The organism is Noviherbaspirillum sedimenti, from assembly GCF_003590835.1.
GTDB lineage: Bacteria > Pseudomonadota > Gammaproteobacteria > Burkholderiales > Burkholderiaceae_D > Paucimonas > Paucimonas sedimenti.
Window position 1 is genome coordinate 2303866 of the sequence record NZ_QYUQ01000002.1, and the last position, 23970, is coordinate 2327835.

Sequence of the window (23970 nt, forward strand, 5' to 3'; positions counted from 1 at the left end):
TGAGAAGCTCAAGCCCGCAAGAAAGATTTTTGAACGGCTGCGTTTTCAATGTCGGTCTTAAACCAGCGCAGAAGATCAAGAACTTCTTCTACTAGGCTATCAAAACGCGGCGTATCAATCACCAGATATTCTCCATGGGCTATCCCATTACGTGTCCCTAACAAAGTCTTGTCGATCAGCGTGAAGCGGGTTGAATACTTTGCCGGAACGATCCCGATCCAGCCAACGATGTTCGTGAACACATCTGAGTTCAGATTGCTCTGCGCACTGATTGCCTCAACCGCCGGTAATTTAATTGGCCTATTCAGTTCATCGATTAAATACGAGACGGTGGCTACTGCAATAGCTGATTGCGCTGATGTCTGAGTAGATAACATTATTGATTTCATACCTAAAGCGACGAAGCAAGGCTTTAGGTCACACATGCGATCCCCGCGAAATGACAGGTAGCTCACATACGCATTTGCAGCTCCTTTAACGAAATCTTCCCAATGAGCATACAGCATCGCTACACCAGCCCGAATGTGCGCATCTATATTTTTTCCTTTAGCACTTTGAACAGCACTTCGCAGCTCGTGCATCTCCTTTAGGATCACAAATGTCGCAAAGCGACCCAGGCTGTGTAAAAACGCGCTTATCAAGTAAACGAATTTTGCTACGGCTTGTCATACTGATATCTCACATGAGCGTCGAGGTGTCGAATGAAACGCTTCATCCAAGGCAGCGATCGAACACAAGGCATCTTGCTTCCTGAGCAGTTGGACGACTATGTGGCAGAAGAGAACACTGTGCGGGTGATCGATGTCTTTGTTGATGAACTGGATCTGGCAACGTTGGGTTTTGCAGGTGTTGCTCCTGCCAACACTGGGCGCCCTGCATACCACCCAGGCGACCTGTTGAAGATCTACATCTACGGATACCTGAACCGCATTCAGTCAAGCCGCCGCCTGGAACGTGAAGCCCAGCGCAACATTGAGTTGATGTGGCTGACTGGCCGGCTAACACCGGACTTCAAGACGATCGCCAACTTCCGCAAGGACAATGGCACCGGAATACGAAACGTCTGTCGTCAATTCGTGCTGCTGTGCAGGAATCTGGACCTGTTTACGCAGCAGCTTGTAGCCATTGATGGCAGCAAGTTCAAGGCCGTCAATAACCGCGACCGAAACTTTACCAAGGCGAAGGTCCAGGCGCGCATGCAGCAGATCGAGGTCAGTATCGAGCGCTACCTGAGCATGCTGGACACAGCTGACCGCACGGAGCCTGCAGAAGCGCCGGCAAAGGCTGCCCGACTGCAGGACAAGATCACCCTCCTGAAGGAAAAGATGCAGCACCTGAAGGAGGTTGAGGTACGCCTTCAGGATGCGCCTGATCAGCAGATATCCTTGACCGATCCCGATGCCCGCTCCATGGCCACCAGTGGCCGTGGCACTGGAATGGTTGGCTACAACGTGCAGACTGCTGTCGATACGACGTATCACCTCATCGTCGCTCATGAAGTCACCAATATTGGCAACGACAGAAGCCAGTTGGCGAACATGTCTGAACAAGCACGAAAAGCCACGGGCATTGAGAAGTTGGCCGTCGTTGCAGACCGCGGGTATTTTAGCGGCGAAGAAGTCCTGGCTTGCGACCAGGCTGGCATCACCGCATACGTCCCCAAGCCGCTCACGTCAGGCGCTAAGGCAGACGGCCGGTTCGGCAAGCAAGACTTCGTGTACATGCCCGATCGGGATGAGTACCGTTGTCCCGCCGGTCACCCAATGACGCGCCGCTTTGCAACGGTTGAACATGGACTCACCTTGAATGCATACGCGACCCCGGAATGCAGGCGATGTCTGCTCAAGCCCCAGTGCACAACCGGTCCGGAACGTCGCATCAAACGATGGGAGCATGAAGCGGTCATTGACGCGATGCAGGAACGGCTCAGTAAAGCGCCTGACCAAATGCGCTTGCGACGGCAAACTGTGGAGCATCCATTCGGCACCCTCAAGGCATGGATGGGTGCCACGCATTTCCTGACGAAGACCCTTGACCGGGTCAGCACGGAAATGAGCCTGCATGTGCTGGCTTATAACTTCAAGCGGCTCCTCAGCATTCTGGGTACAGAATTGATGATGAAACTGGCCAAGGCCTGATCGACCTTCCGCAGCAACACGCTGCTTCCTATCCCATAAAGCCAATCAAGTCCGCGACCAAGCCTTGCCGCCGGCGCATCTATCTCTGTACCTTCTGTTTTTACACAGCCTGGACCCGTTGCAGCCGGTCAGCTTAACAATTTTTCTTCGAAACCGACAACAGCCCAGTCGCCGCGCCAACACAAGAGATTGCGCCCACGCAAACCCAAGAGCATCCCCAATTCGCGTGTGTGTTGACAACCACGACATTCGCCCTGTAACGTTCGGCTTGTACGCCAGTTCGGAATTGACCATCTGAGTGTTTTGATGCCGCGGTTACTGTGCTGTCGGACGATACTGTCGTTCGCACTACGCAAACCTATTTATCAAGACAAGTCCGCAAATTTCGTTGATCAAGGTATCCCAGTAGTCTGGCCGCCATCAACTTAACGCATAGGAATAAAAAGATGAAAAATCCTACACGCCGCGCTTGGCTTGGATTGGCTCGCGACCTACTGGCTCTGGCCGCCGCTTCGTTTGTTCTTATTTCTCCTGTGCAGGCGGCGGGCGGCGGCAGCGGAACTGGCGCCAAGCCTACCCTCAGCACCAAAGACTTCGATTTTTACCTCACGGGTAATTCAACCGATAGGTCACCCAGTCAGCCTACATCGCAGATGACTGTGCTGATGGGTGGCGGGCTCGACGTTGATCAGGCCTTCAAGGACATGATTGCCAAGGCTGGAGGTAGCGCCACCAACAAGATTGATGTCGTCGTCATCCGCGCTTCAGGTGCAGATGGCTACAACCCATACTTGTTCACCATGGACGGCGTCGATTCGGTCGAAACCCTTGTCATCAAAACTCCAAATGGGGCTAACGATCCGAAGGTCACGAGCGTCATGCTCGGGGCAGACGTGTTGTTCATCGCCGGAGGCGACCAGTGGAGCTACATCGGTCAGTGGAACCAGACTTCCGTCGAGGCGATTATCAGGACTGTGCTGCTTCCGAAAAACGTGCCTATCGGCGGAACGAGCGCGGGCCTCGCCGTGTTGGGCGCTGTAGATTTTTCGGCACAGTACGGCACGATCACTTCGTCAGATGCGCTCAGCAACCCGTATCACCGCAGGCTCACCCTTGACGACACGTTCCTGGAGACCATTCCCAAACTCCAGAATACGATCGTGGATGCCCATCTGGTGAGCCGCGACCGCATGGGACGCCTGGTGACCTTTCTGGCGAGGATGATTAAAGACGGTATGCCCTGGAGTGCTGCACGGGCCATCGGTGTCGACGAGGGAACTGCCGTCGTGATCGATGGTGACATCGCCACCGTGCGTGCCAACAGCGGCGGAACTGGGGCTGCGTACTTCTTGCAACTGCCGCAAGACCCGGGCACTTCCTTGATTGTCAAGCCTAAAACCCCGCTCGAAGTCTCGTCGGTACAGGTTGATAAGCTCACTCAGGCGGCAGGGGGCCACTTCGACATGGTCAACTGGCTGCGGAACGGTGGCGGTAGTACGTACTCCCTGTATGTCCAACGTGGCGTGCTGTATGGGCCGGGCAATAACCCTTACTGAGGCATTGTCACGTTAATGATCAACGCTGGTAAAGTTGATCGATGAAGACACCCAAAGCCCTTTATCATCGCCATCGTTTCCCCGGAGCGGTCATCAGTTGTGCCGTGCGCTGGTATTTCAGATTCCAGCTCAGTTTGCGGGATATCGAAGAGCTGCTCTTTGAGCGCGGCGTGATAGTGAGCTATGAGACGATCCGGCGGTGGTGTGACAAGTTCGGTCGGCAGTTTGCACGGCAAGCGAAGCAGGTGCGACCGGTGCCCGGTACGACCTGGCATCTGGACGAAGTCTTCGTCAACATCGACGGTGAACCTTACCTGTTATGGCGTGCCGTCGACCAGCATGGGGCCGAACTCGATATCCTGCTGCAAAAACGCCGCGACAAAGCCGCCACCAAACGCTTCTTCCAGCGGCTGCTGGCCCAATATCCGAATGGGCCACGAAAGATCGTCACTGACCAGTTGCGCAGTTATCCGGCCGCGAAAGCAGAGCTGCCAGCCCTCGACGGCGTCAAGCATGTATTCGTGAAAGCAGCGGCCCGGGTCAACAACCGGGCCGAGAATAGCCACCAGCCGACACGGGAACGGGAGCGGCGCATGAAGGGTTTTCGTTCAGCGAGACGGACACAACAATTCCTGTCCAGCTTCGGGCCGATCCGCCAACATTTCGCGATTAACCGCCAGCGCCTCGGCGCCGCGCAGCATCGTATTCAGCTGACCAAACGCTTCGCTGTGTGGCATCACATCACCGGCGGCACCCAAAATCCGTCTACCGCAGGGTGAGCACCGGCCGACCAGCCCTCTCTTTGCTTTAGCTACGTTAAGTTGACAGTGCCGTTTGCAGGGCTTAGGGGAACGAAGTTTTGCGGCGGAAAGCCCGGCCAACACTTCCGGATAGTTCACTGGCATATTAGGAACATGCTGTCCCTTGGTTAATGCTTGGTTTTTGGGTCAACATGCTTGATTCGTACTGACTCTGCGAAACGGCGTCTACCATGTAGCAGCGCATAAATTTGGCCCCGATTGGTACCGAATCATCGCCCAACAACTTGAATTTAAAAAAATGTAACCTATGCTGTCGGAACCCATATCCTGAACTATAGTGCATTGCAGCAAATTCGACTTTCGTGGCGAATGTCGCTTGCCATCCGCCATGGCAACTCATGGAGTCCAAAATGAATTCCCTGATACCGACACCTTCGGCAGCCGTGCTGGCCTTCATGGATCCGTTCGGTTTCGGACGTTCCGCCTTCGACTACTGGCGGGATGCACTGGAGCGCAGCGTGCTCTACATGGATGTCATGCGCCGTCGGGGTAACCAGTACCTCGAGCATATCGAGAAGACCAAGCCCAGCGTGATGCGCTTCGAGACCGAGGTGCTGATGGACGGTCGCAAGCTGCCGCGGCCGGTCAACTATGAACTGCTGCGGATCCTACCCCCCGCGAGCATCAAGATCGACCCGCTGATGCGACCTTTCGTGGTAGTGGACCCGCGGGCTGGGCATGGCCCCGGCATCGGTGGCTTCAAGTCCGACAGCGAGATCGGCGTGGCCCTGCGCGCCGGGCATCCCTGCTACTTCATCGGCTTTCTGCCCTATCCTGAGCCGGGGCAGACGGTAGAAGACGTGGTCGTCGGGGAGGCCGCCTTTCTGCGTCACGTCATCGAACGTCATCCGGAAACCTCGGAAAAGCCCATAGTGGTGGGCAACTGCCAGGCCGGCTGGCAGATCATGATGGCCGCGGCTCTGGAGCCGGACCTCTTCGGTCCTATCCTGATCGCCGGCACACCGCTTTCCTACTGGGCTGGCGAACGCGGCAAGGCGCCGATGCGCTACACCGGCGGCATGACCGGCGGCAGCTGGATGACCTCGCTGTTGAGCGACCTGGGCAGCGGGCTGTTCGACGGTGCCTGGCTGGTGCAGAACTTCGAAAACCTCAACCCGGCCAACACCTGGTGGACCAAGCAGTACCGGTTGTTCAACAGCGTGGATATCGAGGGCAGGCGCTATCTGGAGTTCGAGCGCTGGTGGGGTGACCACGTGGTGCTCGGCGGTGAGGAGATCCAGTACATCGTCGACAACCTGTTCGTCGGCAACCGGCTCTCCACCGCCCAGTTGGTGACCTCCGACGGGCGTCGCATCGACCTGAGCAACGTGCGTTCGCCGGTGGTGGTATTCTGCTCGCGGGGCGACGACATTACCCCGCCGCCCCAAGCCCTGGGCTGGGTGCGCGACCTCTATGAAGGGGTCGACGACATCATCGCCAACGAGCAGACCATCGTCTACTGCGTGCATGACACCACCGGTCACCTGGGCATCTTCGTATCGGGCAGCGTCTCGCGCAAGGAACATACCGAGTTCACCGCCAACATGGACTACATCGACGTGCTGCCGCCAGGACTCTACGAAGCCTCGATTTCCCGCGCCGATGAGCGCAGCGATGCCGGACTGATCGAGCGCGAGTACCTGCTGGAGTTCACGTCGCGCACCGTGGAGGAGCTTGACCGGGAGATCCAGCATCGTCCCGAAGATGACACCCGCTTCGCCACCGTGGCCCGCATCTCCGAGATCAACCTGGGCCTCTATCGCTTGTTCGTGCAGCCCTGGATCCGCGCGCTGGCGACGCCCGAGTCGGCGAAATGGATGCGGCGCATGCATCCCAACCGCCTGGGCTACGAGCTGCTTTCCGACCGCAACCCACTGACGGCGCCACTGCCAGTGCTGGCCGAGAAGGTGCGGGCCGATCGGAATCCGGTCGGCGAGGACAATGTCTTCCGCATGGCCGAGAGTCTCTTTTCCGACCAGATCACCCGCGGCCTCGATGCCTGGCGCGACCTGCGCGACAGGTCCAGCGAGCGGCTCTTTCTGGATATCTATGGCCAGCCGCTGCTGCAGGCTCTCGTCGGCATCGGCGGCGACGCCCATGTGAATCGCCGCCGCCCCGGCACCGAGCTCGAGCATCGGCGCTTCATCGAGCGCCGGCAGGCCGAGCTGCGCGTTCGTATCGCCGAAGGTGGCAGGCACGAGGCGGTGATGCGCTCGATCATCTATGTGTTGGGCGGGGCGCCTGCCACCGACGAACGCAATTTCAAGCGGATGCGCGCCGCGCGTGCGAAGCTGGAGCCAGGCATCCCGCTGGCCAACTTCAAGCACCTTCTGCGCGAGCAGTTCTTCATCCTCAAGCATGACCGGGAGGCGGCGCTGGAAGCGATCCCGGCCCTGCTCGAGGGGCAGAGCGCCGCTGAGATCGATGCGCATCTCGATCACATCAAGCATGTGTTGGCGGCCAGTGGCGAGCTCAGCGTCCATGCCGCGAATCGCTTCGAGCGCATCAGGGCTCTGTTCCTGCGCGCCCGCCCGACGGCGCCCGCGCCGCCGTCTCCGCCCGGTGATGCCATGCCGGACGCCCAGCTGGCCGGCACGAACGAACCCGAGTCGCCCGTTCCGGTCTCCGTGACGGCCGAGCCGCAAGCAGCCAACGAGAGCGATGCCCCGGTCGCCGAGTCTCCGGACAGGCAAAGCAGCGGCACCCGTCGCAAGTCAAACAGCGGCAAGGCCAGTACTCCGCGATCACGCACCACACGCAAGCTGCGCGACACCTGATTCGGCGTTACGCCCGAGCCGGTCCAGAGTCAACACCACCAGCGTGTAATGCCGGCGGATTCCAGGTATGGCGGCAGTACGTGGTCCTGCAATGTCGCGAGGGACCGAAGGCCGCTGCGAAATCATGAGACCATCTCGCGCGCCACGCCGACCAACTTGTGGCGGTCCGACGGCGACATTCGATGAAATACCACCAGCAGCCAAGCAGCTTCATCATCCTTCGCGTAAAAGTAGGACTCGGGCACGTTGAGCGCTTTGGCGATGCGCTCGACCATTGAGAAGTCAGGCTCGTGCTTTCCGCGCTCATACTGATTCATCCGTGCACTCGATGACATCTCGTCGATGTCTGCCATAACGCCCAAGCGCTCCTGGGACAGGCCGGCGCGAGTGCGCGCTTCCTTCAGTCTCTTCGTGAACACAGACATTCTTGGCCCCTAAAGGCTAAGATAATCTGAGTATTTGGTTGACCTAACACTAAGGAATGCTTAGTATTACTTAGTGGTGTCTTCGGAATTGCGCGGAATACGTCTTTGCAATATGACCAGGACCAATATGGCCACCAACACAACGAAAGCTAGGGTTAGCGGACTCGACATCGGGTGGCTGATTGGCTTCCTAGAAGGCGAAGGCAGCATCTGTTTGCTGGTAAATCGCCGCAAAAACCGGACGCAGACTCTGCGGGTAGTGCCAAAGGTGATTTGGACCAATTGCGATTACGCGATGATCGAGAAGTGCGTCGACATCCTTAAACGTATGGGCGTTGATAGCGTAGTGCCGGAAAAGAACCCGCGCAATAACCCTAATGGTCTCGTCAAAAATGGGTCGAAAGCTATTTATTATGTCAACGTTTGGGGCCTTTCCCGAATAGGTCGGCTGTTCTCTTTCATTGGTGGACGCATTGTCGGCGAAAAGGCAGAACGAGTCGACGTGTTGCACCGCTTTATTCAACGGCGCTTGGCACTCGCTGAAAAGCTTCAGCTTAAGCACCTCCATTACGATCAAGTCGATGTGAAACTGATGCTGGAGTTTTTGGTGCTGACCAAATGCAGGAGCATCGAGCGGGTTACCCGCCTACTGGAGGCCTACACATCTAACGCTCGGTATGCCGACCGATCGACCGACCTTAGTGAATTTGCTGCGCCGGGGGAGCGAAGCTGTTCGCTGCCGGACTGCAACCGCAAGCACTATGGCCTGGGCTATTGCAGTCGGCACTGGCAGCAACATCGGGCGGGCATTGAGTTACCATCCCCTCCAGAACGTACAAAATCTTCAAGCCAGCCGATCAGCACCAGGGCGTCGGCCAAGCCTTTGATGCAGGTCTTGCAGTCGACCGCGTGTAGTGTCAAGCCGAAGATATGTGATCAACTGCAGTTCACTCCTCAACCGAGTTCGAGAAAAGGCCGTCAGGCGGACAGGGAGGAGTTTTCGATCCCGTCCTGCCTACGCAAGCCGCGTCTACGGGTACGCGCCACGGTATGGGAGCTGACGGCACTTCCAGTATAGACACGGCGGGCGGAGCGCTGCTCCCCCGCAAGACCAATCACACCTATACTGAGCAATATGACAAGCTACCCGCTGCCGTCCGAGACGATCCACGCTACCGCGACGCCGCCCCGGCCCTACGGGACGTGGACACCGCGCGCGCCTTACGTCGTGCGCTGGCGGCCTTCGAGCAAGCCACCTACCCCGGCGAAACAGCCACCACCTACGCCCTCGACGACGACGGCAATGTAGTCGTGCTGCGCGACGGCCTGGCCGCCGCACAGGCCGCCGAAGCCTTTGCCGCCGAGCATGACCTGGGCATCATCGTGCGCCATTCGGCCGGCGGCACCCTGGAAGACTACATCGACGCCGGCTTCACCCCAGAAATCAGCCTGGGCTACTACACCGGCCTGGGCGGCTACACTGGCGTCGGCGGCTTAAACACCATCGTTGCCAGCAAGCACCTGCGCGGCATCCCGCTGTTTTCCATCGGCGACGACGATGGTCTGCTGGCACGCGGCGCGGCCGCCGCCACCGGCGGAAAGCTTGGCCTCGGCGCCCGCCTGGCCCATTACCGAGGCATCGGCCTGCAAATGCTAGGGCGGCGCCAGCTGGTCGACTACTTCGGCCCGCTGTTCCAGACCAGCCCCGGCCAGACCGACCTGATGGAGCAATACAGCAACCTGGTCATGCGCATGGACGCCGACAAGAACGCCGCCGGCGCCGCCGCCGATGCCCTGGCCGACCGCTGGGGCAAGCTGCCAGACGCGGGTAAACTGGCCGAACTGATGCACGACGCCACCCGCTACGAAATCGACCCCGACAAGCCGATGCCGCCGGGCGTCATCCCGGCCCTGTACCGGGGCTTGAAGACCCGCTTCGAGGCCCTTTCGCACGCCGCCCAGACGCTCTACCGCGAGGCCCGCGCCGCCTACGAGACGCATTACCAGGCGGTCAAGGACGCCGTGCGCGAGCGCATCCTGCGCGCGCTGCCGGACCATCCGCACCGTGCGCAATTGCTGGCCCGCATGGACAGCGAATTCTTCGGCCGCGTCAAGGGCGTGTATTTCCCGCTGGCCCGCTTCGGCGATTACCTGGTGCGCGTATCGGACGACAACGGCCACCATGGCGAAGCGGTGCATTTCGCCGAAACCCTGGCCGAGGCCGAGGCGCTGCGCGCCAAGCTGCTTGCGCAGTACCCGGCCAATCGCGGCTACGTGGTCAGCAAGGTGACGCGCCGCGCCAAATTCAACGCCGCGCGCGACATGGTCGGACGCGGCTTCTTGAAGGAACTGTTCGGCGTGCTCGGCCAGTCCGGCGTCGGCCCCGAGCTGCAGGACGCCATCAACCAGCTCTACCTGACCAGCCTGCCCGACCTGTCCTGGGCCAAGCACGGCATCCACCGCAAGGGCACGCCGGGCTTTTCGCAGGACGCCCGCCGCGCCTTCGCCCACAACATGTTCCACGGCGCGCGCTACCTGGCCAAGCTGCGCTACGCCGACCAGTTGAGCGAACGCCTGGACGACATGCAGGAACACGCCGATGCCAACGCCCAAGTCGAGGATTACGACCAGGTCGCCGCGCAGCAGGTCATCGACGAAATGCACAAGCGCCATGACGCCTACCTCAACCCCAACAGCCACCCGCTGGCGACCGCGCTGACCTCGGCCGGCTTCCTGTTCTATCTCGGCCTGTCGCCGGCCTCGGCGGCGGTCAACCTGACGCAGGTGCCGCTGGTGGCCCTGCCGATCCTGGGCGGCAAGTACGGCTTCGGCCGCGCAGCAGCCGCGCTGCTGACGGCGGCCAGCAGTGTGGCCAAGAGCAAGAACAGCCTCGCCGAAATGTTGGCCGGCGACGAGCTGGCCATGATCCAGCAAGCCATCAAGGACGGCGCCGTGGACGTGTCGATGGCGCATGACCTGGCCGGCATCGCCCAGGGCGAAGACCACAAGCTGTGGGGCAAGCTGCGCCCGGTCATGAAGATCGCCTCGTTCATGTTCCATCACGCCGAGCGCTTCAACCGCCAGGCCGCCCTGCTGGCGGCCTACCGTCTGGCGCGCCAGGGCGGCGCCGACCACGCCGGCACCTATGCCCGCGCGGTCGAGGACGTGTATGCGTCGCAGTTCGATTACAGCGCCGGCAATCGCCCGCGCATCATGCAGGGCAACGTCGCCCGCGTGCTGCTGCTGTTCAAGCAGTATGCGCAAAACATGATCTTCACGCTGGGACACAATGCGCAACTGGCCGTGCGCGGCGACCGCCAGGCCGCCAAGACCTTCGCCGGCCTCCTGGTCACGCATGCGCTGGCCGCCGGCGCCCTCGGCCTGCCGGTGGTGGGGCCGCTCCTGGCCCTGGCGTCGCTGTTGGGCCACGACGATGACGAGCCGTGGGATGCCGAAGTGGCCCTGCGCAACCTGCTGGCCGAGACCTTCGGCGACAAGACCGCCGAAGTCATGGTGCATGGTCTCAGCCGCCTGACGCCGTGGGATATTTCCGGGCGCGTGGGCCTGGACCGCCTGCTGCTGCCGGACGTGCAGGAAGGGCTGGAAGGCCAGCACCTGGCCGAGTCGTGGCTGGCCGCCGCGCTGGGGCCGGTGGCGGGTCCTTGGCGCAGATCAGTAGCCGGTGCCGTATTCCTGCTCCGCCTGGTCAGACGGCGGGCAGGCGACGTTGGCCATGCTTCTGTTCCAGGGTCACGCGCTGCGCCATGTTCGATTCAACAGCCATGCGGGCCGCAGCGGGCTTCCCAGCGCGCTTATGGGCCTTCGGTGTGGCATCGGCGGGCGGCTGTTGCGCCGGCGCCGCCACGGCGTCCTGCTGCGGCTTCACGATGGCCAGGATGGTCGCCCGCGCCACGTCGAACTGCCGCGCCAGTGCGCTGATGGACGTGCCCTTGCCGTGCGCCTGGATGATGCTGGCGCGCTGCTCCGACGTGGTCTTGGCCGGCCGGCCGAGCACCTTCCCTTCGGCCTTGGCGCGCTCTAGGCCAGCTTGGGTACGCTCGATCAGCAGGTCGCGCTCCATCTCGGCCACGGCCCCGAGCATCGCCATCATCAGCTTGCCGGCAGCGGATGCCAGGTCGAGCTGGCCGAGTTGCAGCACGATGACCTTGATCTTGCGCTTGGCCAGCGCCTTGACCGTCGCGGTGACATCCATGGCATCACGCCCGAGCCGGTCGAGCCGGCTGACGATCAATGTCTCGCCATCGCGGATTTTATCCAACATCGCTTTGAACTGCGGTCGTTGCGCCGCCGGGATCGCGCCGCTGATGCCTTCGTCGGCAAACCAGTAATCGACCTGGTAGCCGGCGCGTTCGATCTCAAGCCGCTGGTTCTGGACGGTCTGCCCGGTAGAGCTGACCCTGGTGTATGCGAATGTCGCCATATGATGTTCCCGACGTGTTGGAAAGGTAGCTGGAGAATATCCAACATGCCGGAAAGTCGAAAGCCTACTTTTTCAACAGTCTGATCGGCATCAATCCGACCCTGTTGGCAAACGGTCGGTTTCCAACGGGCCAATAAATAGTTATTCCGGCATGCAATGGTTAATATCCTCCGCGTCATCTCCCAATTCTGCATGTCGAGAAGTTTTACACTGAGCAGGCGCGCTTCTCGTAACTCATTGATTTATCAAGGTGGTATTAAACTTGCTATTACTAATTTCCCAAACTTATGAAAAAGGAGAGAACTTTATGAAAGCAATAAAGCGATTTGTTCACATCATGAGAGGCTGGAGGCTAAACGTCTTTACCGTTGTAGCTGCGCTGTTTGTATCAATGAGCGCGCAAGCAGCCGTCATTACAGTGCAAGGAACCAACTCCTTCGGACCTGTAAATTGCATCCCATTCGGCTGTCCCGCTTTCTATGATCCTCATATGGGCTTCATTTATAAGAATCTTCCTGCATTTACTCTTAATCCGGGAGATATTCTGGCCTACGACTTAGGTCAGGCAAACGATTTGCCTTTATCTTTTACCATCTCCTTAGCAGCAACAACAAACAACGGCGGCACAATTGCAGCAAGCCCTTTCACTACAATTGCTACCAATTCAACGCCGGCAGTGCCAACGGGCGATAACATCCCATACAACTATGAATTGGCTTTTACCATCACCAATAGTTTTAATTTTTCAGGGGGAGGACTAATTGTTGATTTTCTGCCTACTGGACTTTCAACTACGGATGCTACCGGGGACCAAGTATTGATGGTTTCAAATGGTAACGATCCATCTGGGTTCTTCGTTCAGCGTTACTATTTTGGAGCCTTTGCAGGCGACACAAGTAGCGGGGATACGTCTCATATTGGAAACTTCCGTATCATTACCAATGATGTTCATCAGGTCCCAGAGCCAGCATCTCTTGCCCTGCTCAGTGTTGGTCTGTTCGGCTTTATCGCATCCCGTCGCAAGTCGGAGAAAAGTAAGAACGTCTAAACCAACATAGCCATGGCAGCGAAGCCCGCCGAGTGCGGGCTTTTTTGTTTTTAAGCCGTCGTTTTCTGGCGGGAATGCGAATGCGCAATCAGGGGTCGGCTCAAAGCTGAGCTGCAATTGAAAAGCCCTCCGCAGAAGGGAGGGCTTGGTATTTGGTGCCGGTATTATTGCCGACCGCCAGCTCCGGTGGATGCAACCTATTCTTTTGAAAACTTTGTCTCACTCCAAAAGTTGCATGGGCGGAACTATACAAGACATTTCGTCACCCAGTGTTCCTTGCATTTGAGATATTGATTTGTATCAAGTGCGCTTGACGGTGCGGGTGGTCGGCGCGGTCGCTCCACGCCGACCATTCGGCAACGGTTTCGGGCGGCCTGTACGAATTCGTCTGTTTTCCGGCCCGTCAATGCAATGCTTAAAAATTCGGCATAAGTTACACACAAATTCTGTGCGCAACTCGGTGGATATCTCATAGGAAATATTGGTAAGGTACTGATTCATATCAGAAATGTTGCGCTGCTCAAAAACCGATATGGAAATCTATTCACAGACCTTTCCATTGTGTAATCTACAGGAAACGCCTACGGTCCATGCACAGGTAATGCACAGGGTTGCGCGCGGCGTCGCCCAAGTGGTTGCGGGCGCAGTTCGGCGTGATGATGGAACGCACCGGAAATGAGTTGCGTGGCATTTCCTGCCTGGCGCTGGAAGATGCCGTGCCGCCCAAACAGCAAATCGTTACCTCGCGCTCCTTCGGCCAGATGGTGCTTGTGCTCGATGAACTCAATGAGGCGGTAGCGACCTACATGACGCGCGCTGCCGAAAAGCTGCGGCATCAGCATGCCGTGTGCGGCGCCGTCTACGTCTTTATCCATACCAACCAGTTCCGGCCGCAGGACAGGCAGTACGGCAACGGCGTGGTGATGCCGCTTGCAGAGGCGACCAGTGATACCCGATGGCTGACGGCCGCCGCGCTGGCGGGTTTGAAGCGCATCTATCGGCCAGGCTATGCCTACAAGAAGGCTGGCGTCATGCTGCTTGAGCTGTCGCCGGCAGGCATAAGGCAGGCGTCGCTGTTCGACCCGGAGGGGAAGGGCGCTGTCCAGTCGGCCGCCGTGATGCGGGCCGTCGATACCCTGAATCGGGCGTATGGGCGAAATACCGTGATGGTGGGGGCGGCCGGCATGCAGCGGCGCTGGAGCATGAGGTCGGAAAACAGGAGTCCCCGGTTTACGACGCGGTGGGAGGAGATGCCGGTGGCGCTGGCGAGGTGACCGGCATGTGTAGCTTGTCTTTGACTTCCGAGGAGAGGCCACCCTCAGGCGGTTGCTTTCGGCTGCTTGGACAGGAAGACCACTTTCGCGCCGGCCTGCGCCGCCACCAACTGCTCGCTCCACCAGTACCACTGTGGTGTCAGATGTTGCTAATTGCTCATTATCAAAATATTGCTTCGATGGTAATGCAACAATGTTAAGACACTTGGCTTTCTTGATTCAATGAGGCGCGGACCCCAATTGCCGGAAGTTGATGAAAAATAAAAATGACAGCACAGATTCCTGACACTTGTACTTTTGAGGGGCGAAAGTGGACGCTCGATGAGTGGGATGGACCAACTCAATGCGTGCCTACCGACGAGCTCCAACAAGCATAAAGTGTAGTCAGTTTTTTCAGATGAGGGGATGGATGCCCCGGGAGTATCGAGTAATTTTTCGCCTGTAGAAAGATGGTGAATATGACGAACAAAATTGAAGACGTGCCTCGCTTATTGCGATTGCCTGGAGCGATAGCTCTTCGTCGCCAGATGCTTGGGGAAGCTCACATTGCTCCATTAACGCAGTATGTAGAGAGCTTGAGAGCAAAGCATCCGACGTGGGAATTTCAGGACTTTGACCCGATGGATGGCGGGGTAGAAGCGGACATGCTGTTTCTGATGGAAAAGCCCGGCCCCATGACTTCGCCCACTGGCAAGAAGCAAGGATCTGGCTTCATCTCGCGTAACAACGATGATCCAACGGCTGAAGCGACATTCAACTTCATGGTTGCGGCCGGTATTCCCAGAAAGCGGGTGGTGCTATGGAACGTGATACCAGGCTGGAACGGAACCATCAGCATGACGGTTGCCGAGTGCCGCTCTGGTGTGGAAGAGTTGAACGACCTGTTGCTGTTGCTGCCAAAAATCAAGACCGTGGTTCTGGTGGGTGGTAAGGCCGGACGTGCTCAAAAGCTTCTGGAAGGCATGAACCTGAGAATCTTCACGTCAGCCCATCCCTCTCCCAAGGTGCGCTCCATCAAACGGGCAATGTGGGACTTGATACCCAGGCAATGGGAAGAGGCGTATAAGTGTTGTCGCTGACGCGATTTTGACCCAGGCTGCCGATTTTGACTGCCCAACTTCAAAAATTCCATAGCAGTCAATCGGGTGCCATGCATGTGAGTGGGCCAACGAATTTCGGCAGCCTGGGGACGAACTCGGAATTTCGCCATCTGACACACCCTGTCGGATAAAGTTACGACTTATACAGGAAAGTGCTGGTCGCGGTCACGCCCACTCCGCACTGAGCGTCTCCGCCTGCGCCAGCACCAGTTGCACTGCCTCTTCCCGCTTCACCGGCGGGTACTTGTACTTGCGCAGGATGCGCTTGACCATCAGCCGCAATTTCGCCCGCACGCTTTCCCGCACGGACCAATCCACACTGACATTCTGGCGCAAGCTTTCCGCCAGTTCATGGGCGATCTTTTTAAGTGTCTCGTCGCCCAACTCCCGCACAGAGTCCTCATTGTTGGCCAGTGCATCATAAAAGGCCAATTCATCGGAATTCAAGCCCAAGTCCGCGCCCCGGTCAGCCGCCTCCTGGAATTTCTTGGCCATCTCGATTAATTCCTCGATCACCTGCGCGGTTTCAATCGAGCGGTTCTGATACCGCTTGATGACGTTGGCAAGCAACTCCGAGAATTTATTGTTCTGCACCAGGTTGCTGGCGAAGCGGCTCTTGATTTCCCCTTCCAGCAGCCGCTCCAGCAATTCCACGGCAAGATTTCTCTCCGGCAGATTGCGCACTTCGTTCAGGAAATCGTCATCGAGAATCCCGATGTTTGGCTTGTCCAGCCCCGCTGCACCGAAAATATCGACCACTTCGGTGGACACCACTGCCGAGTCGATGATCTGGCGAACCGCCAGCTCCCGTTCCTCGTCGGCCAGTTTTTTGGCGCTGATATCTTTTTTGGTCAGCAGCACCTTCACCGCCTGGAAAAACGCCACTTCTTCCCGTGCTGCCTTGGCCTCATCCAGCGTGCAGCACAGCGTGAATGCCTTGGACATGGCCAAGGCGGTGTCAGCAAAGCGCTTCTTGCCATCCTGGACGCCGAGGACATGATTGGCGGCCTTGGCCAGCAAGCCGTGCCCGCCAGTCAGGAAACCGCTATAGTCAAAACTATGCAACATGGCGCGCAACACGTCCAACTTTTCTTCCATGACCGCATACGCCTCATGCGCATCGACAGTCGGCCGGCCACGCCCGTTGCTGGCGGTATATTCCTTGAGGGCCTGCTTCAGGTCGTTGGCAATGCCGATGTAATCGACCACCAAGCCGCCCTGCTTGTCGCGGAACACGCGGTTTACGCGCGCAATCGCCTGCATCAGGTTATGGCCCTTCATCGGCTTGTCCACGTACAGCGTATGCACGCAGGGCGCGTCAAAGCCGGTCAACCACATGTCCCTCACGATCACCAGCTTTAATGCATCTGCGGGGTCTTTAAACCGCTTTTCCAGCCGTTTCTTGACCTGTTTGGAGTATATGTGCGGGCGTAGCAGTGCCTTGTCGCTGGCCGAGCCGGTCATGACGATCTTAATTGCGCCCTTTTCGGGATCAGCGTCATGCCAGTCGGGCCACAAGGCGACGAGGGCATCGTACAAGTGCACGCAGATCTCGCGGCTCATCGCCACGACCATCGCCTTGCCGTTTTGCGCCTTGTTGCGCTCCTCGAAGTGCGCGACAAGATCTGCGGCCACTTGATGGACGCGCGGCGCGGCACCCACAACCTTTTCCAGAGCTGCCCATCTGCTTTTCAGCTTGGCCTGTTCGTCGCCTTCCTCGTCTTCAGCCAACTCATCGACCTCGGCATCGATAGTCGATAGCTCATCCTCCTTCAAGCCGAGCTTGGCCAGGCGCGATTCATAGTAAATCGCCACCGTCGCGCCATCATCGCGCGCTTGCTGCATGTCGTAGACGTGGATGTAGTCGCCGAACACGGCCCGCGTGTCGCGGTCTTCGCTGGAAACCGGAGTGCCGGTAAAGGCGACGAAAGTCGCGTTGGGCAGCGCGTCGCGCAGATGCTGCGCATAGCCGACCTGGTAGCCCTTGGCATCACCTTTGAATTTCGCCTCGAAGCCATACTGCGTGCGGTGCGCTTCATCAGCGATGACGACGATATTGCTGCGGTCGGAAAGTACCGGGAATGTATCTTCATCCTCGCCAGGCATGAACTTCTGGATGGTGGCAAAAACGATACCACCCGATGGCCGGTTGGCCAGCTTGGCGCGCAAGTCTTGGCGAGTCTCACCCTGCACCGGCTGCTCACGCAACAAATCCTGCGATAGCGAAAACACGCCGAACAGTTGGCCATCGAGGTCATTGCGGTCGGTGATGACGACGATGGTTGGGTTTTCCATCGCCGATTCGCGCATCACGCGGGCGGCAAAGCAGGTCATCGTGATGCTCTTGCCAGATCCCTGTGTATGCCACACCACGCCGCCCTTGTGATTGCCATCCGGGCGCGACGCCGCCACGACCTGATTGATCGCTGACCGCACTGCATGGAACTGGTGATAGCCGGCGACCTTCTTGACCAGCGTGCCGTCATCCTCGAACAGCACAAAGAAACGCAGGAAATCCAGCAGATAGGCCGGGGCCAGCACGCCACGCACCAGGGTTTCCAGCTCGTTAAATTGCCCCAGCGGGTCAAGCGTGATGCCGTCAATCGTGCGCCAGGCCATGTAACGCTCGGCAGTGGCCGACAACGCCCCCATGCGCGCCTCGGTGCCATCCGAAATCACCAGTACCTCGTTGTACTGGAACACATCCGGGATTTGTTCCTTGTAGGTTTCAATCTGGTCAAAGGCTTTCCAGATATCGGCATTTTGGTCGGCGGGGTTCTTCAGCTCCAGCAGAACCAACGGAAAACCATTGATGAACAGGATGATGTCGGGGCGGCGGGTATATTTGGCGCCCTTGATCGAGAACTGATTGATCGCCAGCCATTCGTTGGCAGTGACATCGGCAAAGTCGATCAGGCGCACGAAGTCGCCGCGTGTCTCCCCGTCTTTTTGGTATTCCACCGGTACGCCATTGACCAGCATGCGGTGGAAGTTGCGGTTGGCTGGCAGCAGCGCGGGCGTGTCAAGATTGAGCACCTGCCGCAGCGCATCCTCGCGCGCGGCCGCCGGCACCGAAGGATTCAAGCGGGCGATGGCGTCGCGCAGGCGGCCGGCAAGGATGACTTCGCGGTAGTGGGCGCGTTCCGGGCTATCACCGTCGGGCGCGATATCGGGGCCGTACAAGGGCGTGTAACCAGTATCGGCCAGCCAGCCGAGGGTTTCCAGTTCGAGTTGGTCTTCAGTCATTATCGGTATCATTCTTGCAAGCAATAACAATACCATAATGCAGCTTAAAAATTTTCTTCCTTGTTGAGCCGAATATGCTATCTTTTCAGCTCAAATATTGAGCCGTAAATGACATGAATTCGCCTCATTCAGCAAAATACATCTGGCAACAGCCAGGCTGGCCAGCGCTACGCTATGACCTGGCGACACTCGCGCCGGAACTGGGTGCGGCCCGACGAGCGCAAGGCAGCGTGCTTGGCCGGGCAGAAGCCATCGGGCTGGAGCAACTGGCCAGCATCACGAATGCCATCTGGGTCGACGAGGTGATTGCCACGGCGGCGATTGAAGGCGAAGCCCTGAACCTGGATGCCGTTCGTTCGTCCGTGGCCCGTAAACTCGGCTTGGGCGAAGGCGGCCCGGTCGCCAGAAATGTGGACGGTCTGGTGGATGTGATGCATGACGCCGGCAGCGCATTTGCCGACAGGCTGGATGCCGACCGGCTTTGCCGCTGGCATTCTGCGCTCTTCCCCGGCGGCACTTCCGGCATTCGGCGCATCGAGGTGGGCCGCTACCGTTCGTTTTCCGACCCGATGCAAATCATTAGCGGCCGCCCCGGCAAGGAAGTCATTCACTATGAAGCGCCGCCATCGGCACGTGTGGCCGCTGAAATGGACGCCTTTATCGACTGGTTCAATTCATCAGCCACTGCCGGCGAAGATGGCCTCATCCGCGCCGCCCTGGCGCATTTGTGGTTCGAGACCATCCATCCTTTCGAGGATGGCAATGGCAGAATCGGCCGCGCCATCGTCGATCTGGCGCTGGCGCAGGATCTGGGCGCCGCCACGCGCCTTTACAGCATGTCGCGCCAGCTTCGGGAAAACCGGCGCGCATATTACGATGCGCTCAACCAGGCTCAGTCCGGCGCACTGGACGTCACCGGCTGGGTGGCCTGGTTCGCCCACCAGTTTGCCGAGGCCTGCGAAAAATCCGGCCAGATCATCCAGGCGGCCCTTGCCAAGCAGCGGTTCTGGGCACAGCATGCCGGCGTGCCGCTCAACGAGCGGCAGCGCAAAGCAATACAGAAGCTGCTCGATGTCGGCGACAGCGGTTTTCAGGGCGGGCTGAGCGCGGAAAAATATGGCGCAATCACTGGAGCGTCAAAGGCGACCGCGACGCGCGATCTGACGGCGCTGGCGGAACACGGCCTGCTGTTTGTCAGCGGACAGGGGCGAAGTACGCGGTATGCGTTGAAGAGGGATTAAGCCGCGATAAACGTGTGCCCCACCCTGGAAAATTACGGCAATCGAAATCCGCCTCCCCCTCGCGCCCTGCGCCGATGCGCAACGGCACGCAGCTTGGGCGCCAGAACAACTTCTGCTTCAACGTTGCGTACCATCGGACGTTGTGGCAATGAAGGTGGCATTCAGAATCAAGCCAATGCTACGTCGATTTCCGAAGTCGCGTCCGGCAGGCGGAGCTGGCCCGAGATCAGGCGGGGGAGCAAGGTGTCGCGCAAGCTGGAAAGGGTTTGTGCCTGTTTTTCATTTTCGACCAGTCGCTCAAACAAACTGCCAGCAATATTTACAAATGCCTCATGCACAGGCGAAGGTGGAACGAGCATGGGAATCGGTCGAAAAGCCTTTTTACTGATTTCCATGAAAGTTGATCCATTAGCACGTGCCTTGATTGCTTCCATATTTTGCTTGCACCAGAACAGCATGAACAACGGAGAAAGCTGGCCGCCGGGTGGCATGGCAATATAGCCCTGATTAATCGCCAACGGGATTTGTGCAATGGCCAAGTAGCCAATCGGCGCACGCGAAGACATCAACAATGTTCCAGCGGGCAGAAGCCCCGAACTTATTTTTGCCACCCCTTTGGCCGACAGTTTGCGTTCAGTGTCGAGCAAAATGGGAGATTGAATGCCCGACAGATCTTTTGGCGTGGTCCAGCAATACTCGCCGGACTCCCAATAGCTTGCCTCCTTGGTATCCGGGGTTCCGCCGCCAACGCTTTCGATAACATCGCCTACAGGAGTTACTTGCCATCCTATGGGCACTAATCCTAATTCCGACTCCTCAAAACCATCCGGGAAGAGCGCGGCAGTGACAGCATCCATTCCTTCCGGCGGACGGTCTTCCTGCTTGGCGCGCACCGGGTCGAAATTCACGAACCAGGATTTGAACAAGGCTTGGACGATGGCTTCGAGGGTGGCGTTGATTTCGCGCAGGAGGGCGATGCGGTCATCAATGAGGCCGAGAATTCTGGCAATCTTGCATTGTTCTTCAGGAGTAGGCCAAGAAACCTCAATGGGATGAACATGATTCCGGTTCAGTGTTGGATTGGCCGAACCGACATCTAGCGCGCTGAGTTCTTTCGCATGGGCGAGAAAGAAGTAGTAGACAAACAATGCATCGTTTCCGTGGAAGTCTTTAACCCAGAGGGATGTGTCATGCGGCCAATAGTCTTCCTTTATGAAATGGACGCTGCCGACGACCCCTTTTCGACCTAATACAACGCCAGGACCGCTGACCATCGCTGTGTCATGCCAACTGCTGATACCAGCAGAGGAGACAACTGGTATAGGACCTGGGCGCTGCGTTGCTTTTGTAATGTCAAAGCCTCGTTGCAGCGTTGCCTGTTCGCCTATTGTGGTTCGTATCCACTCAGAACTCATATCCCAGCCCTCCTAGCTTCTGCCGAATCAGCTGGTCCAGTTCCACGCCCTTGGCCATCTGCTCCCCCAACTTCTCAGTGAACTGTTGCATCTTGGTGGCGAAGTCTTCGTCGTTGTCTTCTACTTCTTCCGCACCAACATAGCGGCCAGGAGTCAGCACATTCCCATGCTGGGCGATTTCAGCCAGCTTGACGCTGCGGCAGAAGCCAGCAATGTCCTGGTACTCACCAGCCTCTGCCTCGCCGCGCCAAGCAGCCACAACGCTCGCGATACGCTCAATCACCTCGTCAGTCAGCTCAGACTGCACGCGGCTAATCATGGTGGCCTGCTTGCGGGCATCAATGAACAGCACCTCACCCTTACGGTGGGTCTTCTGCTTAACCAGGAACCACAGGCAAGCCGGAATCTGGGTATTGAAGAACAACTGGCCCGGCAACGCCACCATCACTTCGACCACGTCGGCATCCACCATTGCAGAGCGGATAACGCCTTCGTTGTTTTGGCTGGAACTCATGGAACCATTGGCCAACACGATGCCGGCACGGCCTGTTGGCTTGAGGTGGTAAAGCATATGCTGCAACCAGGCGTAATTGGCATTGCCTTGCGGAGGGTCGCCATAAACCCAGCGCGGGTCGCCAGTCAGGCTGCCGTGCCACCAGTCGGAGATATTGAATGGCGGGTTGGCCAGAATGAAATCGGCGCGCAGGTCCGCGTGCTGGTTGCGCACGAAGGTATCGGCCGGTTCGCGCCCGAGGTTGAAGTCGATGCCGCGAATGGCGAGGTTCATCGCCGCCAGGCGCCAGGTGGTGGGGTTGGCTTCCTGGCCATAGATGGAGACGTCGCCGATCTTGCCGCCGTGCGCCTCGATGAATTTTTCCGATTGAACGAACATGCCGCCCGAACCGCAGCAGGGGTCGTACACCTTGCCGTGGTGCGGCGCGAGGATGGCCACCAGGGTCTTGACGATGGAGGCCGGCGTATAGAACTGGCCGCCGCGCTTGCCTTCGGCACTGGCGAACATGCCGAGGAAGTATTCATACACTTGCCCGAGCAGGTCGCGCGCCTGCTGGCCAGGCGCATTGAAGCCGATGGAGGACACCAGGTCCACCAGTTCGCCCAGCTTGCCGTCGGGGAGCTGGGCGCGGGCGTAGCGCTTGTCGAGGATGCCCTTGAGCTTGGGGTTTTCCGTCTCGATCAGGGCCAGGGCGTCGTCGATGCGCTTGCCGATGTCGGCTTGCTTGGCTTGCGCGCGCAGGGTTTCCCATCGTGCCGCTTCGGGCACCCAGAAGACGTTGACTTCGGTGTAGTAGTCGCGCTCTTCCGGTTCGCTCGCCAACAGGCCCGGGTCGGCGTCGGGGATGAAATAGTCGTCGTTGGGGTCGATAAAGCGCCGGGTCAGGTCGTCGCGGCGGGTCTGGAAGGTGTCGGAAATGTATTTCAGGAAGATCAGGCCGAGCACGATGTGCTTGTATTCGGCTGCGTCCATATTGGCGCGCAGCTTGTCGGCGGTGGCCCAGAGGGTTTTTTTGATGTCTTCGATCATAAAACAATATATGTTGCCAAAAGGAATATAGTGACGAATGTTAGCTTATCCACTCTTCGCACGCCCAAGAATTCTCGTCAGTCTACGCAGCCATGAACACTTCCTTTGAAAATCTGATAAAGCAACTGACCCTGCCACACAATGGGCAATATCCGCGCCCTTGGATGACGAGAATGCGCGATCCACAGAATGCGAAAGTCTTCATTATTGGTAAAAATCAGGCGACGCCCTTCACTATCGAAAAGGTGGGAAGCCATGAACGCCATATTGATGCCTTATTCAATCGAAATGGCGAAACCTGCGATGAGCTTTACCATGCGGTACGAGACGGAAAATCATCCAGAAGTCGGCCAGTCATCGAAACGCTGACAACCCGGCTAGCGCAGCAGGGCATTCATGAAGTCCTGGAAACCAATGTCATTTGCTACTCGACGCCCATGAGCCGCGACTTGGCGCAAGAAGTGCATGCAGGCGGGACAAAAAGGGGCGAAGAGATTTTCCACACACTGCTGAAGGTGATCCAGCCGCCAATTTTGATTGCTCATGGGCAAAGTGTCAGGACTGCTTTAGAGCAATCCTTGGGCCAACCTTTGCCTAGACTGCCAGAAAACCCAACGAGCGATGTCGTTAGCACGGAATTACACTTTGGGAATTACAGGCCGGTGGTCATGGTAATCCCCAGCCTAGCCATGCCCCAAGCAAATAAATGGGCAAGCTGGAGGCCAGCTCATTTGGATAGCCTCGCCGAGAAAGTTGCAAGGGTTCTTGATGCTTTCTAGACACTGGACCAAAGGGGCAGTAGCACCTTGGTAGCACCAAAAAAAATGGGTTAGCACTTACTACAGCGCTAACCCTTGATATTACTGGTGCTGATGAGAGGAATCGAACCACCGACCTACTGATTACGAATCAGTTGCTCTACCAACTGAGCTACATCAGCGAAGT

16 protein-coding genes, 1 tRNA gene and 1 pseudogene are annotated in these 23970 nt (G+C 58.1%); 11 read left to right on the forward strand and 7 right to left on the reverse strand.

All coding sequences use genetic code 11. The annotated features are described in order from the left end of the window. Positions 1–8: 8 nt before the first annotated feature. Entirely contained in the window at positions 9–596 is a 588-nt protein-coding gene (locus D3878_RS10690) for an MAE_28990/MAE_18760 family HEPN-like nuclease (protein WP_147383927.1), read from the reverse strand. Positions 597–701: 105 nt separating this feature from the next. Between D3878_RS10690 and D3878_RS10695 the strand changes: the two genes are divergently transcribed. The 4 genes from D3878_RS10695 to D3878_RS10710 all read left to right on the forward strand — a co-directional run bounded on the left by D3878_RS10695 (position 702) and on the right by D3878_RS10710 (position 7292). Further along, the gene (locus tag D3878_RS10695; RefSeq protein ID WP_119785449.1) at positions 702–2138 is read left to right on the forward strand and encodes an IS1182 family transposase; all 1437 of its coding nucleotides are present in this window, start codon (positions 702–704) and stop codon (positions 2136–2138) included. 446 nt (positions 2139–2584) lie between these two features. Next, entirely contained in the window at positions 2585–3694 is a 1110-nt protein-coding gene (locus D3878_RS10700) for a cyanophycinase (RefSeq protein ID WP_119785450.1), read from the forward strand. 41 nt (positions 3695–3735) lie between these two features. Further along, positions 3736–4473 carry an IS6 family transposase gene (locus D3878_RS10705; protein ID WP_119785451.1) on the forward strand — a complete coding sequence of 246 codons (738 nt, stop codon included), beginning with the start codon at positions 3736–3738 and terminating at the stop codon, positions 4471–4473. A gap of 392 nt (positions 4474–4865) precedes the next feature. Further along, positions 4866–7292: a DUF3141 domain-containing protein gene (locus tag D3878_RS10710; RefSeq protein ID WP_119787834.1), complete on the forward strand. Its 2427-nt coding sequence runs from the start codon at positions 4866–4868 to the stop codon at positions 7290–7292. A 122-nt stretch (positions 7293–7414) separates the two neighbouring features. On the opposite strand, the gene D3878_RS10715 is transcribed toward D3878_RS10710, so the two are convergent. Further along, positions 7415–7717: a helix-turn-helix domain-containing protein gene (locus D3878_RS10715; protein ID WP_119785452.1), complete on the reverse strand. Its 303-nt coding sequence runs from the start codon at positions 7715–7717 to the stop codon at positions 7415–7417. A gap of 127 nt (positions 7718–7844) precedes the next feature. Here D3878_RS10715 and D3878_RS10720 point away from each other — a divergent pair, with 127 nt between their 5' ends. Together D3878_RS10720 and D3878_RS24330 are read left to right on the forward strand one after the other, a co-directional pair. Continuing rightward, positions 7845–8795, forward strand: a complete 951-nt coding sequence (locus D3878_RS10720; RefSeq protein WP_147383928.1) for a hypothetical protein — start codon at positions 7845–7847, stop codon at positions 8793–8795. Then, on the forward strand, positions 8768–11656 hold the full coding sequence (locus D3878_RS24330) for a PLxRFG domain-containing protein (RefSeq protein ID WP_147383929.1): 2889 nt from the start codon (positions 8768–8770) through the stop codon (positions 11654–11656). The genes D3878_RS10720 and D3878_RS24330 overlap by 28 nt, the downstream gene beginning before the upstream one ends. Here D3878_RS24330 and D3878_RS10730 read toward each other — a convergent pair. After that, positions 11604–12158: pseudogene (locus tag D3878_RS10730) on the reverse strand (recombinase family protein); the annotation flags it as partial. The gene D3878_RS24330 and the pseudogene D3878_RS10730 sit on opposite strands and share 53 nt — an antisense overlap. Positions 12159–12465: 307 nt before the next feature. Between D3878_RS10730 and D3878_RS10735 the strand changes: the two are divergent. From D3878_RS10735 to D3878_RS10745, 3 genes are all read left to right on the forward strand, one after another. Next, positions 12466–13206 (forward strand): PEP-CTERM sorting domain-containing protein, encoded by a 741-nt coding sequence (locus D3878_RS10735; RefSeq protein ID WP_119785456.1) that lies wholly within the window; start codon positions 12466–12468, stop codon positions 13204–13206. A gap of 656 nt (positions 13207–13862) precedes the next feature. Further along, the gene (locus D3878_RS10740) at positions 13863–14480 is read left to right on the forward strand and encodes a DinB/UmuC family translesion DNA polymerase (protein WP_233556478.1); all 618 of its coding nucleotides are present in this window, start codon (positions 13863–13865) and stop codon (positions 14478–14480) included. A gap of 458 nt (positions 14481–14938) precedes the next feature. Beyond that, the gene (locus D3878_RS10745; RefSeq protein ID WP_158592241.1) at positions 14939–15559 is read left to right on the forward strand and encodes a uracil-DNA glycosylase; all 621 of its coding nucleotides are present in this window, start codon (positions 14939–14941) and stop codon (positions 15557–15559) included. A 186-nt stretch (positions 15560–15745) separates the two neighbouring features. Here D3878_RS10745 and D3878_RS10750 read toward each other — a convergent pair whose 3' ends face one another. Then, complete coding sequence (locus tag D3878_RS10750) at positions 15746–18826, reverse strand: type I restriction endonuclease subunit R (protein ID WP_119785459.1); 3081 nt, start codon at positions 18824–18826, stop codon at positions 15746–15748. Between the two features lie 113 nt (positions 18827–18939). Here D3878_RS10750 and D3878_RS10755 point away from each other — a divergent pair, with 113 nt between their 5' ends. After that, on the forward strand, positions 18940–20067 hold the full coding sequence (locus tag D3878_RS10755; RefSeq protein ID WP_119785460.1) for a Fic family protein: 1128 nt from the start codon (positions 18940–18942) through the stop codon (positions 20065–20067). Between the two features lie 167 nt (positions 20068–20234). Here D3878_RS10755 and D3878_RS10760 read toward each other — a convergent pair whose 3' ends face one another. After that, positions 20235–21482, reverse strand: coding sequence for a restriction endonuclease subunit S (locus D3878_RS10760; protein ID WP_119785461.1), 1248 nt, complete (start codon positions 21480–21482; stop codon positions 20235–20237). Further along, complete coding sequence (locus tag D3878_RS10765; RefSeq protein WP_119785462.1) at positions 21472–23025, reverse strand: class I SAM-dependent DNA methyltransferase; 1554 nt, start codon at positions 23023–23025, stop codon at positions 21472–21474. The genes D3878_RS10760 and D3878_RS10765 overlap by 11 nt, the downstream gene beginning before the upstream one ends. A 92-nt stretch (positions 23026–23117) precedes the next feature. Between D3878_RS10765 and D3878_RS10770 the strand changes: the two genes are divergently transcribed. Next, positions 23118–23804, forward strand: coding sequence for a hypothetical protein (locus tag D3878_RS10770; RefSeq protein ID WP_147383931.1), 687 nt, complete (start codon positions 23118–23120; stop codon positions 23802–23804). Positions 23805–23889: 85 nt separating this feature from the next. Here D3878_RS10770 and D3878_RS10775 read toward each other — a convergent pair. After that, positions 23890–23965: transfer RNA gene (locus tag D3878_RS10775), tRNA-Thr, on the reverse strand. Between the last annotated feature and the right edge of the window lie 5 nt (positions 23966–23970).

Bases quoted from the DNA above. Each gene is read 5' to 3' on its own strand.
- D3878_RS10705 (WP_119785451.1), top strand. From the start codon at position 3,736: ATGAAGACACCCAAAGCCCTTTATCATCGCCATCGTTTCCCCGGAGCG.
- D3878_RS10700 (WP_119785450.1), top strand. From the start codon at position 2,585: ATGAAAAATCCTACACGCCGCGCTTGGCTTGGATTGGCTCGCGACCTA.
- D3878_RS10765 (WP_119785462.1), bottom strand. From the start codon at position 23,025: ATGATCGAAGACATCAAAAAAACCCTCTGGGCCACCGCCGACAAGCTG.
- D3878_RS10770 (WP_147383931.1), top strand. From the start codon at position 23,118: ATGAACACTTCCTTTGAAAATCTGATAAAGCAACTGACCCTGCCACAC.
- D3878_RS10745 (WP_158592241.1), top strand. From the start codon at position 14,939: ATGACGAACAAAATTGAAGACGTGCCTCGCTTATTGCGATTGCCTGGA.
- D3878_RS10715 (WP_119785452.1), bottom strand. From the start codon at position 7,717: ATGTCTGTGTTCACGAAGAGACTGAAGGAAGCGCGCACTCGCGCCGGC.
- D3878_RS10710 (WP_119787834.1), top strand. From the start codon at position 4,866: ATGAATTCCCTGATACCGACACCTTCGGCAGCCGTGCTGGCCTTCATG.
- D3878_RS10750 (WP_119785459.1), bottom strand. From the start codon at position 18,826: ATGACTGAAGACCAACTCGAACTGGAAACCCTCGGCTGGCTGGCCGAT.
- D3878_RS10735 (WP_119785456.1), top strand. From the start codon at position 12,466: ATGAAAGCAATAAAGCGATTTGTTCACATCATGAGAGGCTGGAGGCTA.
- D3878_RS10695 (WP_119785449.1), top strand. From the start codon at position 702: ATGAAACGCTTCATCCAAGGCAGCGATCGAACACAAGGCATCTTGCTT.
- D3878_RS10740 (WP_233556478.1), top strand. From the start codon at position 13,863: ATGATGGAACGCACCGGAAATGAGTTGCGTGGCATTTCCTGCCTGGCG.
- D3878_RS10755 (WP_119785460.1), top strand. From the start codon at position 18,940: ATGAATTCGCCTCATTCAGCAAAATACATCTGGCAACAGCCAGGCTGG.
- D3878_RS10720 (WP_147383928.1), top strand. From the start codon at position 7,845: ATGGCCACCAACACAACGAAAGCTAGGGTTAGCGGACTCGACATCGGG.
- D3878_RS24330 (WP_147383929.1), top strand. From the start codon at position 8,768: ATGGGAGCTGACGGCACTTCCAGTATAGACACGGCGGGCGGAGCGCTG.
- D3878_RS10760 (WP_119785461.1), bottom strand. From the start codon at position 21,482: ATGAGTTCTGAGTGGATACGAACCACAATAGGCGAACAGGCAACGCTG.